General features: G+C 60.2%; 13 protein-coding genes. 12 read left to right on the top strand and 1 reads right to left on the bottom strand.

All coding sequences use genetic code 11. From position 1 onward, the window contains the following. Positions 1 to 77 precede the first annotated feature (77 nt). The 3 genes from AC13C8_RS13495 to AC13C8_RS13485 are packed head-to-tail and all read left to right on the top strand — an operon-like array spanning position 78 to position 3,132. Entirely contained in the window at positions 78 to 743 is a 666-nt protein-coding gene (locus AC13C8_RS13495) for a response regulator transcription factor (protein ID WP_091427977.1), read from the top strand. Further along, complete coding sequence (locus AC13C8_RS13490; RefSeq protein ID WP_091427975.1) at positions 740 to 2,113, top strand: sensor histidine kinase; 1,374 nt, start codon at positions 740 to 742, stop codon at positions 2,111 to 2,113. The genes AC13C8_RS13495 and AC13C8_RS13490 overlap by 4 nt, the downstream gene beginning before the upstream one ends. Further along, entirely contained in the window at positions 2,083 to 3,132 is a 1,050-nt protein-coding gene (locus tag AC13C8_RS13485; RefSeq protein WP_482847785.1) for an ABC transporter substrate-binding protein, read from the top strand. The genes AC13C8_RS13490 and AC13C8_RS13485 overlap by 31 nt, the downstream gene beginning before the upstream one ends. A 49-nt stretch (positions 3,133 to 3,181) precedes the next feature. On the opposite strand, the gene ilvD is transcribed toward AC13C8_RS13485, so the two are convergent. Then, positions 3,182 to 5,017, bottom strand: coding sequence for a dihydroxy-acid dehydratase (ilvD, locus tag AC13C8_RS13480; protein WP_091427972.1), 1,836 nt, complete (start codon positions 5,015 to 5,017; stop codon positions 3,182 to 3,184). 154 nt (positions 5,018 to 5,171) lie between these two features. Here ilvD and AC13C8_RS13475 point away from each other — a divergent pair, with 154 nt between their 5' ends. The 9 genes from AC13C8_RS13475 (at position 5,172) to AC13C8_RS13435 (ending at position 15,528) form a co-directional block, all read left to right on the top strand. Beyond that, positions 5,172 to 6,191 carry an NAD-dependent epimerase/dehydratase family protein gene (locus tag AC13C8_RS13475; RefSeq protein WP_091427971.1) on the top strand — a complete coding sequence of 340 codons (1,020 nt, stop codon included), beginning with the start codon at positions 5,172 to 5,174 and terminating at the stop codon, positions 6,189 to 6,191. 144 nt (positions 6,192 to 6,335) lie between these two features. Then, positions 6,336 to 7,616, top strand: coding sequence for a Vi polysaccharide biosynthesis UDP-N-acetylglucosamine C-6 dehydrogenase TviB (tviB, locus tag AC13C8_RS13470; protein WP_482847783.1), 1,281 nt, complete (start codon positions 6,336 to 6,338; stop codon positions 7,614 to 7,616). Beyond that, positions 7,613 to 9,415, top strand: coding sequence for an ABC transporter ATP-binding protein (locus AC13C8_RS13465; protein WP_482847782.1), 1,803 nt, complete (start codon positions 7,613 to 7,615; stop codon positions 9,413 to 9,415). Before tviB ends, AC13C8_RS13465 begins: the two co-directional genes overlap by 4 nt. Further along, complete coding sequence (locus tag AC13C8_RS13460) at positions 9,412 to 10,545, top strand: glycosyltransferase (RefSeq protein ID WP_482847781.1); 1,134 nt, start codon at positions 9,412 to 9,414, stop codon at positions 10,543 to 10,545. Before AC13C8_RS13465 ends, AC13C8_RS13460 begins: the two co-directional genes overlap by 4 nt. After that, entirely contained in the window at positions 10,542 to 11,783 is a 1,242-nt protein-coding gene (locus AC13C8_RS13455; RefSeq protein WP_482847780.1) for a glycosyltransferase, read from the top strand. Before AC13C8_RS13460 ends, AC13C8_RS13455 begins: the two co-directional genes overlap by 4 nt. Next, positions 11,780 to 12,448 carry an HAD family hydrolase gene (locus AC13C8_RS13450; RefSeq protein WP_091427961.1) on the top strand — a complete coding sequence of 223 codons (669 nt, stop codon included), beginning with the start codon at positions 11,780 to 11,782 and terminating at the stop codon, positions 12,446 to 12,448. Before AC13C8_RS13455 ends, AC13C8_RS13450 begins: the two co-directional genes overlap by 4 nt. Continuing rightward, positions 12,426 to 13,244: a hypothetical protein gene (locus AC13C8_RS13445; RefSeq protein WP_091427959.1), complete on the top strand. Its 819-nt coding sequence runs from the start codon at positions 12,426 to 12,428 to the stop codon at positions 13,242 to 13,244. Before AC13C8_RS13450 ends, AC13C8_RS13445 begins: the two co-directional genes overlap by 23 nt. Then, positions 13,241 to 14,323 (top strand): EpsG family protein, encoded by a 1,083-nt coding sequence (locus AC13C8_RS13440; protein ID WP_482847778.1) that lies wholly within the window; start codon positions 13,241 to 13,243, stop codon positions 14,321 to 14,323. The genes AC13C8_RS13445 and AC13C8_RS13440 overlap by 4 nt, the downstream gene beginning before the upstream one ends. Beyond that, positions 14,320 to 15,528, top strand: coding sequence for a glycosyltransferase family 4 protein (locus tag AC13C8_RS13435; protein ID WP_482847777.1), 1,209 nt, complete (start codon positions 14,320 to 14,322; stop codon positions 15,526 to 15,528). Before AC13C8_RS13440 ends, AC13C8_RS13435 begins: the two co-directional genes overlap by 4 nt. The last annotated feature ends 75 nt before the right edge of the window (positions 15,529 to 15,603 follow it).

Raw genomic sequence — 15,603 nt, 5'->3', positions numbered from 1 at the left:
GTTACACCCGCCCATGCTCAGACCCAATCGCCTGAACCTGACACCAACCTGTCACGCAGCAGAAAAAAGGGCAACTTATGCGGTTCCTTCTGATCGAGGACAATCCAAAGCTGGCTGGCGTCGTGGTCGAGCGATTGCAACTGGATGGTCACGCCGTGGATCACGCTGGCACTTTGTCCGATGCAACTGACCTGACCGCCGTTGCCGATTACGACTTGATTTTGTTGGATATTATGCTGCCTGACGGCGATGGCCGCGATTTTCTGGAACGCCAAAGGCAGGCCGAAAGACGCACGCCGGTGATCGTTATTACCGCTCGGTCGTCGGTATCTGATCGGGTCGGATTGCTGGACCTCGGGGCGGATGACTACATCGTCAAACCCTTCGACTTTTCCGAGTTGGAAGCCCGCGTGCGCGCCGTTCTCAGGCGTCAGGGCGGCGCGGCGGACAACACGACAACCTTTGAAGAGACAACGCTTGATTCGACCAAAGGCGAATTGCGATTTGACGGCCAGACCGTGTCGCTGCGAAACCGCGAGCTTCGTTTGCTCGAGGTGTTTTTTGCAGCCCCCGGACAGGTCTTCTCTAAAACTCACCTCATTGACCGGCTTTTTTCCTTGTCGGATGAGGCGTCCGAAAACGCAATCGAAGTCTATGTGGGCCGCTTGCGCAAGCGGCTCGAAGGATCGGGCGCAAAGATCGAAACCGTGCGCGGCATGGGCTATCGGATGGTCGCCCGGTGAAGATCATCGGATCAATCCGCAGGCGGCTGTTCATTCAGCTTGCCCTTGTCGCTGCCGTCTTGTCGCTGGCCTTTTTTCTGGTCGTGCGCGGCGTGGCCGAACGGGCCGCCGAAGGCACGCAGGATGACATCCTGTCGGCGTCTGCCACAGCCATTGCCGATAGTTTGCGCAGCGAGGACGGTCACGTCACGCTTGATCTGCCGTATTCGGCCTTGTCCATGCTGGGGTCGATCAACGAAGATCGGGTATTCTATCGTGTCGTTTCGGAAGGTCAGACACTGACCGGGTATGCCGATCTGCCGCAACCGGAAGTCCCGCCCCGCCTCAGCGCACCAAGCGTCGAGACGCTGCTCTATCGTGGCGACGAGATACGCGCTGTCTCGGTCACGCGCCCGGTTGGCACCGGGGCGAATGCGGCGCAAGTGGTGGTGACGGTGGCGCAAACCCGTCAGGGGCTTGCGGCCATTTCCCGGCAAATCACCGCGACGGCGACGGGCATTGGCGTCGGTTTTTTTCTGCTGGCCACCGCGCTCAGCCTGTGGGCTGCCGGCTCGGCGCTGGCACCGATCACACGGATCACAGGATCGGTCACGCGTCGCGGACCGACCGATCTGCGCCCCGTTCAGGCCGATGCGCCCGATGAACTTGTGCCGCTGATCAATGCCCTCAATTCCTTTATGGCGCGGCTCAGGGCGTCGCTGTCGCGCACCGAAGACTTCATCACCGAGGCCGCGCATCGTGTGCGCACCCCGCTTGCAACCGTTCGCGCGCAGGCCGAGATCACTCACCGCAAGCTGAACAAACCCGAACACAAACTGGCGATCCGCGAGATGATCCGCGCCATCGACGAAAGCTCACGTTCGGCCGGGCAGATGCTGGATCATGCGATGGTCACGTTCCGGGCCGACAGCTTGGCGCAAGACGCGCTCGACTTGCAAGGGCTTATGGCTGAAACCTGCGACCGGCTTGGCCCCACCGCCGACCTGAAAGACATCGCGATCCAGCGCGAGCTTGGCACCGAGCCTGTGGCATTCACGGGCGATGGCATCCTGCTGCAAGCCGCGCTTCAAAACATTCTCGACAATGCGATCAAGTATTCGCCGGACGACAGCAACATCACCGCCCGCGTCATTCTTGATCATAATATCACCCTGTCAATCACGGATCAGGGACGAGGCTTTGGTGACACGGATTTGTCTGGCCTGACGACCCGCTATACGCGCGGCGCGAATGTCGGCGACATCGTGGGGTCTGGGCTTGGGCTTACCATCGCGGACGAGGTCGCGAAAGCGCATGGCGGACGGTTGGAAATTTCACCGAATGAAAAGGGGGAAGGCGCATGTGTTTCGCTGGTATTTCCGCGCGACTAGTGTCAGCAGTTCTTGGGTTGGCCCTGTCTGCCAGTGTGGCAGCGGGTTTCGAGATCGAGGATCGTCGCCTATACGAAGCGACATCCGAACGAGCAAGGCTCAGCGTCGTCTCGACCGCCGATCTTGATGTGTTCGATCCGATCATCCGCGCCTTTCAAGCCAGCCAACCGGGTGTAACTGTCGACTATGTCGTAACAGGCACAACCGACTTGATGAAGGCGTTGTATGACGAGGGGGCGACCTTCGACCTTGCCATATCCTCGGCAATGGATTTGCAGACCAAGTTGGCAAATGACGGCTTTGCACTGAACCACACCCCAACCACCTCGACCGCCCTGCCCGCTTGGGCCAGTTGGCGTGATCAGTTGTTTGCTTTCACGCAGGAGCCAGCGGTGGTCGTGGTCTCGGACCAATTTTTCCCACCCGGCGAAGCACCGCAAAACCGGGATGAACTGATTGCCCTTCTGCGCGCCAACCCGGAACGGTTTCAGGGCAAAATCGGCACCTATGACGTGCGCCGTTCCGGCTTTGGCTATCTGATGGCGACGCAGGACAGCCGAAACTCTGATGCGTTCTGGCGGCTGATGGAGGTGATGGGGCGTCTGGATGCCAAGCTTTATTGCTGCTCGGGCGACATGATCCGTGACGTGGCATCTGGCAAGCTGGCCTTGGCCTATAACGTGCTGGGCAGCTATGCGGCAAGCCAGCAAAAGAATACAGGTGGCTATCAGATCATCGAGATGAGCGACTATGTAAATATCATGTCGCGCACCGTCCTGATCCCGCGCACAGCGAAGAACGTCGACGACGCCCGCGCGATGCTGGATTTTCTGCTGAGCCTGAAATCCCGCAAGGATTTGGTGGATGCCACCGGCTTGCCCGCCATTGATCCGTCCGCCCTGCGCGCGAACCCGTCGCTCAGACCCATTCGGTATGGACCCGGCCTATTGGTCTTTCTTGACAGTCTGAAGCGGCAGAGCTTTCTCAGAAACTGGGAAAATTCTTTGCTGCAAAATTAGAAAAGGCGGGGATAAACCCCCGCCCTTTCCCGATCCTATCGGCCTTTGATCAGTCGATCATACGCACCGCGCCCTTCGCCGCAGAAGACGCCAGCATCGCATAGGCTTTCAGCGCCTTTGACACTTTGCGCTTGCGGGGCTGGGCGGGATGCCAGCCTTGTTCGTCCTGCGCGGCGCGGCGCGTGGCCAGTTCCTCGTCCGGCACGGCCAGATTGATGGTGCGGTTGGGGATGTCGATCTCGATCTTGTCGCCTTGCTGCACCAATCCGATCGCACCACCCTCTGCCGCTTCCGGCGACACGTGACCGATTGACAAGCCTGAAGTGCCCCCCGAAAAGCGCCCATCGGTCAGAAGCGCACAGGCCTTGCCCAGCCCTTTCGATTTCAGATAGCTGGTCGGATACAGCATTTCCTGCATCCCCGGCCCGCCGCGCGGACCTTCGTAGCGGATGACGACCACGTCGCCTTCCTTGACCTTGCCGGTCAGAATATCGCTGACCGCCGCATCCTGGCTTTCGCAGACATGCGCAGTGCCGGTGAATTTCAGGATCGAGGCATCCACGCCCGCCGTTTTCACGATGCACCCGTCCAACGCGATGTTGCCAAACAGAACAGCCAACCCGCCATCTTCGCTGAACGCGTGTTCCCTGGACCGGATCACGCCCCCTTCGCGGTCAGTGTCCAGTTCCTTGTATCGGTTCGACTGGCTGAACGCCTGCGTGGTGCGCACGCCACCGGGGGCGGCTTTGAACAGGCTTTCGGCCTCGGGGTTGTTGGCTATCTTGATGTCCCATTTCGCGATCGCTTCGGCCATCGTGGCCGTGTGCACGGTTGAACAATCGCCATGCAGAAGCCCGGCCCGATGCAACTCGCCCAGGATCGAGAAAATGCCACCGGCGCGGTGAACGTCCTCCATATGCACGTTGGCGATGTTGGGTGCGACCTTACACAAGCAGGGCACGTTTCGGCTGAGCCGGTCCATGTCTTTCATGGTGAAATCGACCTCGCCCTCATGGGCAATGGCCAGCAGGTGCAGAACAGTGTTGGTGGATCCACCCATTGCGATGTCCAGTGACATGGCATTTTCGAACGCGTCAAACGTGGCGATCTCGCGCGGAAGCAGGCCTTTTTCTTCGTTCACGTAATGACGCTTGGTGATCTCGACGATCTTGCGTCCGGCCTCAAGAAACAGGTGTTTGCGGTCCGCGTGTGTCGCAAGGGTCGATCCGTTGCCGGGAAGGGCAAGGCCCAGCGCCTCGGCCAAACAGTTCATCGAGTTTGCGGTGAACATGCCCGAACACGACCCGCAGGTCGGGCAGGCGTTTTCTTCGATATGCTGAACCTGCTCATCCGTCAGGTCTTCGCTGGCGGCGGCAACCATCGCATCGACAAGGTCGATCTTGTCCATGTCAAGGTCAGCCATCTCGATCTTACCGGCCTCCATCGGACCGCCGGACACGAAAATTACGGGGATGTTCAGACGCATGGCGGCCATCAACATACCGGGCGTGATCTTGTCGCAGTTCGAAATGCAAACCATCGCATCCGCACAATGCGCGTTAACCATATATTCGACGCTATCGGCGATCACTTCGCGCGACGGCAGCGAATACAGCATCCCATCATGGCCCATCGCGATCCCGTCATCGACAGCGATGGTGTTGAATTCCTTGGCAACACCGCCTGCGGCTTCAACCTCGCGCGCGACCATCTGGCCCAAATCTTTCAGGTGGACGTGACCCGGCACAAACTGCGTGAAGCTGTTCACAATGGCGATGATCGGCTTGCCGAAATCATCATCGGTCATGCCGGTCGCGCGCCAAAGGCCACGGGCACCGGCCATATTGCGGCCATGGGTCGAAGTTCTGGAACGATAAGCAGGCATGCGGTCCCCACCTTGTCTGGAAATTGTATCTCACAGCGGATTATCATTCCACGCGCGATGACACCAGCGCAGATTAAGCCCGCATGATCAGGCTTGGCGTTGCCCGATCCCCGCGTTAGAAGCGACCAAACCGCACCCTGAAAGGCATATCCCCATGGCGCAACGCAAAGTTTTGGTCACCGGGTCGGCCGGGTTCATCGGCTATCACCTGTCCAAACTGCTGCTGGCCGAGGGCTTTCGCGTGCACGGCTATGATGGGATGACGGATTACTACGATGTGACGCTGAAACTGCGCCGTCACCAGATGCTGTTGCAAGATCCGAATTTCACGATGACCGAAGGGATGCTGGAAGATCAGGCGCTGCTGGACGAGGTGACGGACGACTTCGCGCCTGACGTGATCGTCCACCTCGCCGCCCAAGCTGGTGTGCGCTACAGCCTTGAGAACCCCCGCGCCTATCTGGACAGCAACGTGATCGGCACCTTCAACGTGATGGAGGCCGCACGGCGGCACAAGGTCGACCATCTGCTGATGGCTTCGACCAGTTCGGTTTATGGCGCAAACACCGACATGCCATTCACTGAAACCGAGAAAGCCGACACCCAGCTGACCATCTATGCTGCCACCAAGAAGGCAAATGAAAGCATGGCGCACAGCTATGCACATCTGTGGGGCTTGCCCACAACGATGTTCCGCTTCTTCACCGTCTATGGCCCTTGGGGACGCCCCGACATGGCGTTGTTCAAGTTCACCAAAGGCATCATCGACGGCACCCCCATCGACATCTACAACAATGGCGAGATGTTCCGCGACTTCACTTATGTCGAGGATCTGGTGCGCGGCATCCGCCTGTTGATCGACGCAGTCCCTGTTCGCCCCGCCAGCCCGGATGATATCGAAGACGGCGACAGCCTGTCACCTGCCGCGCCTTATCGCGTGGTGAATCTCGGAAACTCGGACAAGGTGCGTCTTTTGGATTTTGTGGATGCCATCGAGGATGCGATCGGCAAGAAAGCCCAGCGCAATTACATGGAGATGCAGATGGGCGATGTCCCCGCCACCTGGGCGGACGCGACCCTTTTGAAACGCCTGACCGGCTATCGCCCGGAAACCGATTTCCGCGATGGGGTGAATAGCTTCGTCGCGTGGTATCTGGACTACTACAAAGCCTGATCCCCCGTGTTTTTGGGGTTGAAACAGAAAAGGGTCGCGCCTTTTGCCTCTTTAGGTTGAATTTTAACTTTCTTTTAACGGATGTTTACGCAATGTTACACTCGCAATGGTTGTGTTGCGGATTGTTAGCGGACGCGTTCGGTTATGAAGGACTTTCCAGATCTTGGGCAGATCGCAGTGATCGGGCTGGGCTATGTCGGCCTGCCGCTTGCGGTCGAGTTCGGCAAAACGCGCCTGGTCATCGGGTTCGACATCGACCCGACCCGCATCGCTGAATTGCAATCCGGCAAGGACCGCACGGATGAAGTGACAGCCGACGACCTGACCCATGCCCGCCACCTGCGCTTTACCAGCGACCCGGATGACCTGAGGGCGGCGACTGTCTTCATCGTGACTGTCCCCACCCCCATCGACGCCCATAACCGCCCCGACCTGACGCCGTTGCGGCGCGCCAGCCAAACCGTGGCGCGCGCATTGTCGCAAGGCGATATCGTGATTTATGAAAGCACCGTCTATCCCGGCGCGACCGAGGAAGTCTGCGTGCCGATCCTCGAAGCGGCGTCGGGCCTGACCTTCAACCGCGATTTCTTTGTCGGCTACAGCCCCGAGCGGATCAACCCCGGCGACCGGGCCCACCGGCTGCCGTCGATTGTGAAGGTCACGTCCGGCTCGACACCCGAAGCCGCTGACCGCATCGACGCGCTGTATGCCCAGATCATCACGGCGGGCACCTTCAAGGCCGAAAGCATCCGCGTCGCCGAGGCCGCGAAGGTGATCGAAAACACCCAGCGCGATCTGAACATCGGTCTGGTGAACGAACTTGCGATCATCTTCAACAGGCTCGGCATCGACACCGGTGCCGTGCTGGAAGCGGCGGGCACCAAGTGGAACTTCCTGCCCTTTCGACCCGGCCTTGTCGGCGGACACTGCATCGGCGTCGATCCCTACTACCTGACCCATAAGGCGGAAGAGATGGGCTATCACCCGCAGGTGATCCTGTCGGGCCGCCGGATCAATGACGGCATGGGCGCATATGTCGCCGGACAAATGATAAAGTCGATGATGCGCAAGGGGATAAACGTGGCGCGGTCACGGGTTCTGATCCTTGGCCTGACCTTCAAGGAAAACTGCCCCGATCTGCGCAACACGCGCATCGTCGATATTCTGGAAGAACTGCGTGATTATGGCGTTCGGGTGGACATTCACGACCCGCTGGCCGACCCCATCACTGCCCGTGCCGAATACGGGATCGACCTGACCGACACGCCGCAGGTGCATCGCTATGACGGGGTCATGCTGGCGGTGCCGCATCGCACCTATCTGGACCGTCCGCCGGGCTGGATCAACCGCTACGCCAAGAACCTCTCGGTGATCTATGACATCAAATCCGCGCTGCCGCGAGAAATGGCGGACTTGCGGCTGTGAAGACACGAACGCTCGGTAAGATCTGGTCCCTTCTGACCCCCCGCGAACGCAGACGCGGTGCTTTGGTATTCAGCCTTGCACTACTTATGGCGGTGTTCGAGGTGATCGGCGTAGCTTCGGTCTTTCCGTTCTTTCTGGCACTGTCCGATCCCGGTCTTGTGCAGACGAACGCCTATCTATCTGCCGCCTATCGCTGGGGTGGATTTACGGACCATCTTGGCTTCCTTCTGGTGCTTGCCCTCATCACCTTCGCCTTCCTTGTCAGCGGCGCGCTGATCCGAAGCGCGGGCGAATACGCGATGACACGGTTCGTCCAGATGCGCCGCCACAGCCTTGGCACGCGGTTAATCGAGCGTTACCTGCGCCAGCCATATGCGTTCTTTCTGAACCGCCACACAGGCGAGATGGCGAAAAACATCCTGTCCGAGGTCGAACAAGTCACCATGTTCGCGCTGGCTCCGGTGCTGCGGCTGACCACATCCGTTGTGACGCTTTTGTCGATGCTGGGCTTTCTGATCTTGATGGACCCAATCATCGCCTTCACCGCGATCGCCACTCTGGGCACGGCCTATACGCTGATCTTCCTGGCAATTCGGCACCTTGTCACCCGCAACAGCGCCCGCCGCGTGGTCGCGGACGAAGCCCGCTATACGATCACACGCGAGGCCTTGGGCGGCATCAAGGACATCCGCATCCTGGGGAAAGAAGACTCCTATATCCGCCATTTCCGCACCCCATCTATCGAGGTGTCGCGAATGCAAGCCGCCAACCTCGTCTTGGGCCAAGTCCCGAAATATCTGGTCGAAGCGATCGGCTTCGGCGGCATGTTGCTTCTCTGCGTCGCCCTGCTGGCAGCCGTTGGCCCCAATGCCAGCACCGCCGCTATCTTGCCAAAGCTTGGCGTCTATGCCTTTGCAGGCTACCGGATGTTGCCGTCCGTGCAGGGCATTTACCGCGCGATGGTCGAGTTTCGGTTCGGTGCAGGTGCGGTTGATGTTCTGTTCAGCGACATGCAAGCCTTGTCGGATGTTTGCCCCGATACGCGGGCGGTGCCGCCAATGCACCTGACCAAGGCGCTGGAGGTGACGAACGTCAGCTATTCCCATGACGACGCCACGCGCAGCCTGAGTGATGTGTCCCTGACCATCCCGGCGGGCGCGTCCTTTGGCATCGTCGGCGGCACCGGGGCAGGCAAAACGACTTTGGTCGACCTGCTTCTGGGTCTTCTGACCCCGCAAGCCGGGCAGATTGGTGTCGATGGCACTCCGATCACCACGGCGAATGTCAAAGACTGGCAGGCCGCAATCGGCTATGTGCCACAGTCGATCTTTCTGGCCGACACCAGCATTGCAGAGAACATCGCCCTTGGCACGCCACGCGCGCAGATCGACATGCAGCGCATCGTTGAGTGTGCCCGGATGGCGCAACTGGATCACTTTGTGGATACGCAACTGCCTGCCGGTTATGACACCGCCGTTGGCGAAAGCGGCGTGCGACTGTCCGGTGGACAACGCCAGCGCATCGGCATCGCGCGCGCTTTGTATCACAACCCCGACATTCTGGTGTTTGACGAGGCGACAAGCGCGCTCGACACCTCGACAGAACGCGAAGTGATGAGGGCGATTACCGGGCTTCAGGGGCAGAAAACCATCGTGATGATCGCCCACCGTATCTCGACCGTCGAGGGCTGCGATCAGATCGTGGTGCTGGAACGTGGGTGCATCGTGGCCCAGGGAAGCTATGCCCAGCTGATCGCGCAGAATGACGGGTTTCGTGCCTTGGCGGGGGTGGCGGCATGAAGCACGCTTATCCGCTGCAATCTGACAATACACTGGCCTTCGTGTTGCCTGACCTGCGGGGCGGCGGGGCGGAACGTGTGATGCTGACGCTGGCCACCGAGCTTGCGCAGTTTGGCTATGCGCCACATATCATCCTTGCCAACGCAGGTGGCGCGTTGATGGCCGACGCCCAGCGCGCGCGCCTTCCCATCACTGACCTGAAAACCGACCGCCTACGGGAGGTCGCCACGCCATTGCGCCGTTGGCTGTGCGAAAACCAACCAACGGCGCTGGTCCCGGCGATGTGGCCCCTGACCAGCATCGCGGTCTGGGCGGCGCGCGGAACGGGGGTGCCGATCATCACCACCGATCACGCGACGCTGTCGAATCAATACGCGGGCAAAGGCGTGCTGCACCGGCTTGTGTTGCGGGCAAGTATCCGCGCAACCTATCTTCGGGCGCGGGCCAATGTCTCAGTCTCGGCGGGGTCTGCCCGCGATCTGGAGCAATTGGGGCGTCTGCCGGTCGGCCGGGTCAAGGTCATCCACAACCCGGTCATGCGTCCCGAACCAGACACAGGACACGCCGTCTGGCCCGCACAGGCAAAGCATCGGATATTGGCCGTTGGCTCTTTGCGCTGGCAGAAAGGTTTTCCGACCCTTCTGCGTGCCTTCCGCCTGCTGCTGGACAAAGGCTGCGACGGCGAACTTGTCATTCTTGGCGATGGGCCTGATCGTGCGGTGCTGTCTGGGATGGTGCAGTCGCTGGGCCTGACCGAACGGGTGGCGATGCCGGGGTTCACGCCGCATACCGGGTCCCATTATGCGACCGCCGATGTGTTCGCGCTCAGTTCACGCAGCGAAGGGTTCGCGAATGTGATTGTCGAGGCGTTGTCGCACGGCCTTCCCGTTGTCGCCACCGATTGCCCCCACGGCCCAGCCGAAATCCTGAACACCCCCGACGTTGGCACCCTGGTTACTGTAGGGGATACCGCCGCCATGGCTGCCGCAATGGGTGCCGCCCTGCGGGTGCCGCACGACCCTGACGCCGCGCGCAAACGCGCTCTGGACTTCCGACCGGGTGTCGCGGCTGTCAGGTTCCTGTCCCTTCTTCCTGAACCCAAGTTATCAAAGTCAATGAGGCACATATGAGCGCCACCCGTTCGATCTTCGTCACCAATAACGGCCTGTCCGATCATATCGGCACCGCGCAGGTGCTACCCTATCTTGAAGGCCTGGCGGCCCGCGGTCATCGCATCGCCTGCCTGTCGGTCGAGCATCCCACAAGGCAGGACGTTTTTGACACCAAGATCGCACCAAGGCTGAAACGCGCCGGGATCTTGCACAGCCCAATCCTGCGCCGCACCTTGCCGCTGGCGGGGAAGCTGGAGCGCTTCGCCATGCCGGCGTTGATGCAAAGCCGTCTGGACAAGCTGGTCGACGCCTTTCAGCCCGACCTGATCCATTGCCGCAGCTATATGCCCTTGGGGGCGGTCCTGCCAGTCTGCAAGCGGCGCGGCCTGCCCTTTGTGTTCGACATGCGCGGGTTCTGGGTGGACGAACGCTGCGAGGCAGGCATCTGGCAAGGACCGCTGGGCCACAGCATTTCCCGTCACTTTCGCAAACTGGAAACAAAGGCAATCAGCGACGCAAGCGCGATTATCGCCTTGACCCACGACGCGAAAGCCGTCGTCGCAACACGCCGCCCGTCGGCGGGGTCGGTCACAAGCGTCATTCCCTGTAGCGTCGATCAGACCCGGTTCCGACCCGACAAGACCCTGCGGGCAAGCACGCGGCTGGCGCTGGGGTATTCGGCAAAAGATGTTGTGCTGGTGCATCTTGGATCCGCTGGGCCGCTCTATCAGATGGGCACGACCTATCGCCTGCTGGCCGCCCTTCAAGCGCAGCGGATGCGGGGGCGGCTTTTGTTGGTCGGGGACCTCGATGTGCAACAGCATGTCCAGGCTGCCCAAAGCTATGGTGTCACGCTGAACCCGGCGCATCTGACCTGCCGCCATGTTCCGCATGACGAGGTGCCTGCGCTTCTGAACGCTGCGGATATCGGCCTGTCCTTCCGCATTGCCAGCAAGTCCAGCCTTGGCGTTTCGGCCACCAAGGTCGGTGAATATTTGTCCTGCGGCCTGCCGGTGATCAGCAACACCGGGATTGGCGATATCAACGACATCTTGCCGGATCGCCGGTTCGGTCTGGTGCTTGCCCATCACGACACCCCTGCGATTGAACACGCCGCACGCACCATCGCGTCGGCTCCATTTGCCCCACGCGCCGTCATTCGCGCCCATGCCGCCGCCCGGTTTTCGCTTGAACGGGCATGTGATGTCTACGACGCGCTCTATCGGTCGTTCGGCATCGAAAGGAAGGCCGCATGACTCACACCGACCGGACCCTTGCGGTAGACGTCTGCGGCACATTGTATGATACCAACACCACTGCCGGACTGGTGACGTTTCACCACGCGCGCCGCGGGCATCGGTGGCGGTTTGCGATGATGAAGGCTCTGACGCGCCGCCGATCAATGCTGCAACAGGGATTGATCCTATTTGCCAAACTGAGCCGGTTTGACGCCCACCGTGCGCTTGTTCTGGCCAGCCTGCGGGGTGAAACCCTGACTTCACTGCAAGCCTCGGCGACGCGATATGTCGCGGATCATCTTCCCACCCACGCCATACCCGCCGCCCATGCCCGTGTGGCGCAAATGCGCGCTTCGGGTTGGCAGCCTGTCCTGGTGTCAAACGCCCTTGCGCCTGTGATTGAAGAAATTGCACGGAAACTTGAACTACCCTGCATCGCATCGCAGCCGGATGTTCAGGATGGGTGCCTGACAGGCCGGTTGTTCCGTGATCTGACCGGACAAAAACGCAAAGCGATCGAGGCATATCTGAATCACTCGCTTGACCATGTGCAGTTTGCGGTGATCACCGACAACCGGTCGGACCGTGATCTGGTCGCAGTGGCATACCCCGCTGTGTTGGTTGCCTCACGCACTCCCCGCAAATGGATGAGGAAGTGGGATGCCGAAATTCTGTGCCACTAGGCTGCGCCACCTGATCCTGCTGCTGCCGTTTGGATATGCGTTCGTCTCTCGCTATCACTGGCCGCGCGACTTCATCGTCAATGCCCTGACGGCGTGGGTGTCAGGAATGATCCTTCTGGCACTGCTTGGCGATCTGTCTGCAGGGGCTGCAATCACCAGTTATCTGTTGGGCTATGCCACATTCATCTGCATCTATGAACTGGGCTATCTGGCCAATGACACGATTGGGTTGCGTCATGATCCGACTCCCCGGCGACGGGTAGAGGTCGCCAGTTCCGCTGGTTTCATCTTCGCTTTCGTGGTCATACGGCTGGGTGTTGGGCTGGCTGCGGCCTTCGTATTGGGGGTCGTCACCTCGGGCCTTTACTGGACTGCCGTGGCAGCGTTGGCCGCTACGCTGATCGCTCACAACACCCTGCGCGCGGTCGAGTTGAAGTTCTATACATTCATACAGCTTTCCCTGTTCAGGTTCGCGCTGCCCATTCTGCCTGCACTGATTGTCAAAGGTGACACAACGGCCATTCTGACGGTTTTCGCCACCGCGCTTCTGCTGTTCACCCTGCCACGGTTCCTGACCTACATGGATGCCAAAGGGCGACTTTCGCTGCCAGAACGCAAAGCTCGCAGCTATCACCTGAAAACCCATATCGCTGTTCTGCCGCTCATTCTTCTTCTGTCCGTGCTGACCAATGAAGCTGCCCCGCTGGTCTGCCTGCTTTGGGGCGTGGTTGTGCAGCTCGTCTATGTTGCGCGCAGCAGGTTGCCCACGGGTGTTCAGGGCGCCATGCAGCCGTGACCTATGTCGTCCTGTTCCTTGCGCTGATCCTGCTGCGCCTCGTGCTGGCACACCATTCCCGCTTGCGCGACCAGATCTATCCCGTCGTGCTTGCCGCCCTGTTCCTGTTCGTTGCGTTCCGGCTCGAGGTCGGCTGCGACTGGAATGGCTACTACCGTCACTTCCTGATTCAACTGGACCTTGGTTTCGCCGATGCCCTGGCCCAGCGCGAGCCGTTGTGGTGGGCGCTGGTCCAACTGATCGGTAGGCTGGGTCTGGGTTATCCGTGGCTGAATGTGGCCGCGGCGCTGATCTTCTTTGCGGGCGTGCATGCATTGGCGCGTCGACAACCTGACCGGTTGGGTTTTCTGATCCTTCTCTACCCGGTGCTGATCCTCAACATGCCGATGTCCGGCATTCGGCAGGCGGCGTCTATCGGGGTGATGTGCGCAGCTTTTGCCGCGTTCAGCAATGGGCGCACGGCGCGGTTCACCCTCCACACGCTGATTGCCACCGGCTTTCACTCCAGCGCGGGCGTGTTCGTGCTGTTGGCTCCTCTGGCTGGGCGCGATCGGGTCAGGGCGCGGTTGCTTGCAGCCTTGGTGCTGGCGGGGCCGGGTGTTTATCTTCTGGCAACCGGCGATGGCGCGCAGCTTGCGTTGTCGCGTTATGTCAACACGGGGGTGGACGCCTCTGGCGCGCTGTATCGTGCCGCGCTGCTGGCGCTGACTGGGGGGTTGTTTTTCCTCGTGCTGCGCCCGGCTTGGCGCGCGCGCTTTCCGGGGGATCACAGGATCATGGTGCTGGGTGCGCTGATGATGCTGGCGACCGTACCGCTGATCGGCCTGTCCAGTGTGATTGCGGACCGCATCGGCTATTTCCTGATCCCCCTACAGGCCATGATACTGGCGCGCATCCCGTCACTGCGCCTTGGCCCAACAGGGACAATCCTGTCCGTCGCGCCTTATGTCGTGCTGTTGGGGATGCTGTCGGTTTGGACCATCTATTCCGCCCATTTCCGCTATTGCTACCTGCCCTATGACAGCTGGCTGTTTTCAATGCCCGGCATTTATCAATTGCCGAACCGAGGTTTTCCATGAGAGTACTTCTGACCGTCAACGCCGCGTGGAACGCCCTGAATTTCCGCCGCCCGGTGATCGAGGCTTTGCTGAGCAAAGGTCATCACGTCACCATTCTGGCACCGCTGGACGACGCAGCACCAGCCCTGCGTGCCATGGGGTGTCGGGTGGTCGAGCTGCACATGGATGTGCAAGGATTGTCGCCCCGGCAAGACGCCAGGTTGGTCAACCGATTTGCCTCACACTTTGCTACGCTCAGACCTGACGTCATCCTCGGTTACACAGTAAAGAACAATATCTTCGGCGCGGTGGCGGCGAAACGGATGGCGATCCCGTTTCTGCCTAATGTTTCTGGCTTGGGGACCGGTTTCCTGTCAGGTGGCGCGCTCAGAATGGTGGTCGAGACGCTGTATCGTTTTGCCTTCCGGGGGCTGCCAATCCTGTTCTTTCAAAACCCGGATGACCGTGACCTGTTTGTCCAACGGCGACTGATCGCACCTGGTCAGGCACGTCTTGTGCCCGGCTCCGGTGTAGACTTGAAGCACTTTTCCCCAATGCCTTTACCTGCCAGAAAAGGCACGGTGTTCCTGATGATCTCGCGTCTTCTGCGCGACAAGGGCGTGCTGGAATATGTCGAGGCCGCGCGCCAGATCAGGACTATCCGCAATGATGTCCGGTTCCAGATTCTTGGCCAGGTGGGTGCAGCGAACCGATCGGCACTGGGCGCAGACGATCTTTCGCGTTGGGTCCAGGCAGGTGTCATCGAACATCTGGGCGAACATGACGACGTGCGCCCCTTTATCGCGCTGGCCGACAGTGTGGTCCTGCCATCCTACCGCGAAGGCGCACCGCGCACGCTGCTGGAAGCCGCCAGCATGGCCCGGCCCCTGATTGCCACCGATGTGCCGGGCTGCCGACATGTGGTGGATGACGGGATCACCGGCATGCTGTGTGTGCCACGCGATATCGAAAGCCTGCGCCAAAGACTGGTGGCATTTGCAGACATGCCCACCAATACCCGTGTCATGATGGGCGGTGCCGGGCGCGACAAGATGTTGCGGGAATATGACCAGGCGATCGTGGTCGACAGCTACTTGTCCGCGATTTCCGACCTCGTGCCCGGCCAGGCTACCACGGCGGACGCGCGACTTCGCCCCAGCCCCCATAACACGCCGCAATTCAGCAACACACGCGACCCGAAGCATCTTCACATCCAACAACCCTAGGTATTTTTATTTTCTCAGTTTGCAATTTTGATATGAGTTAACCCAACATGCCAACCCTTACGCCGAAAACCGATA

Source organism: Aliiroseovarius sp. B-4 (assembly GCF_056857795.1).
Note: the sequence above shows the minus strand (reverse complement) of the source record. Positions and strands in the feature narration are given on the sequence as shown.

Excerpts from the sequence above, each read along its gene's own strand:
- AC13C8_RS13495 (WP_091427977.1), top strand. The coding sequence starts at position 78 with ATGCGGTTCCTTCTGATCGAGGACAATCCAAAGCTGGCTGGCGTCGTG.
- AC13C8_RS13485 (WP_482847785.1), top strand. The coding sequence starts at position 2,083 with ATGTGTTTCGCTGGTATTTCCGCGCGACTAGTGTCAGCAGTTCTTGGG.
- ilvD (WP_091427972.1), bottom strand. The coding sequence starts at position 5,017 with ATGCCTGCTTATCGTTCCAGAACTTCGACCCATGGCCGCAATATGGCC.
- AC13C8_RS13475 (WP_091427971.1), top strand. The coding sequence starts at position 5,172 with ATGGCGCAACGCAAAGTTTTGGTCACCGGGTCGGCCGGGTTCATCGGC.
- tviB (WP_482847783.1), top strand. The coding sequence starts at position 6,336 with ATGAAGGACTTTCCAGATCTTGGGCAGATCGCAGTGATCGGGCTGGGC.
- AC13C8_RS13460 (WP_482847781.1), top strand. The coding sequence starts at position 9,412 with ATGAAGCACGCTTATCCGCTGCAATCTGACAATACACTGGCCTTCGTG.
- AC13C8_RS13455 (WP_482847780.1), top strand. The coding sequence starts at position 10,542 with ATGAGCGCCACCCGTTCGATCTTCGTCACCAATAACGGCCTGTCCGAT.
- AC13C8_RS13450 (WP_091427961.1), top strand. The coding sequence starts at position 11,780 with ATGACTCACACCGACCGGACCCTTGCGGTAGACGTCTGCGGCACATTG.
- AC13C8_RS13445 (WP_091427959.1), top strand. The coding sequence starts at position 12,426 with ATGCCGAAATTCTGTGCCACTAGGCTGCGCCACCTGATCCTGCTGCTG.
- AC13C8_RS13435 (WP_482847777.1), top strand. The coding sequence starts at position 14,320 with ATGAGAGTACTTCTGACCGTCAACGCCGCGTGGAACGCCCTGAATTTC.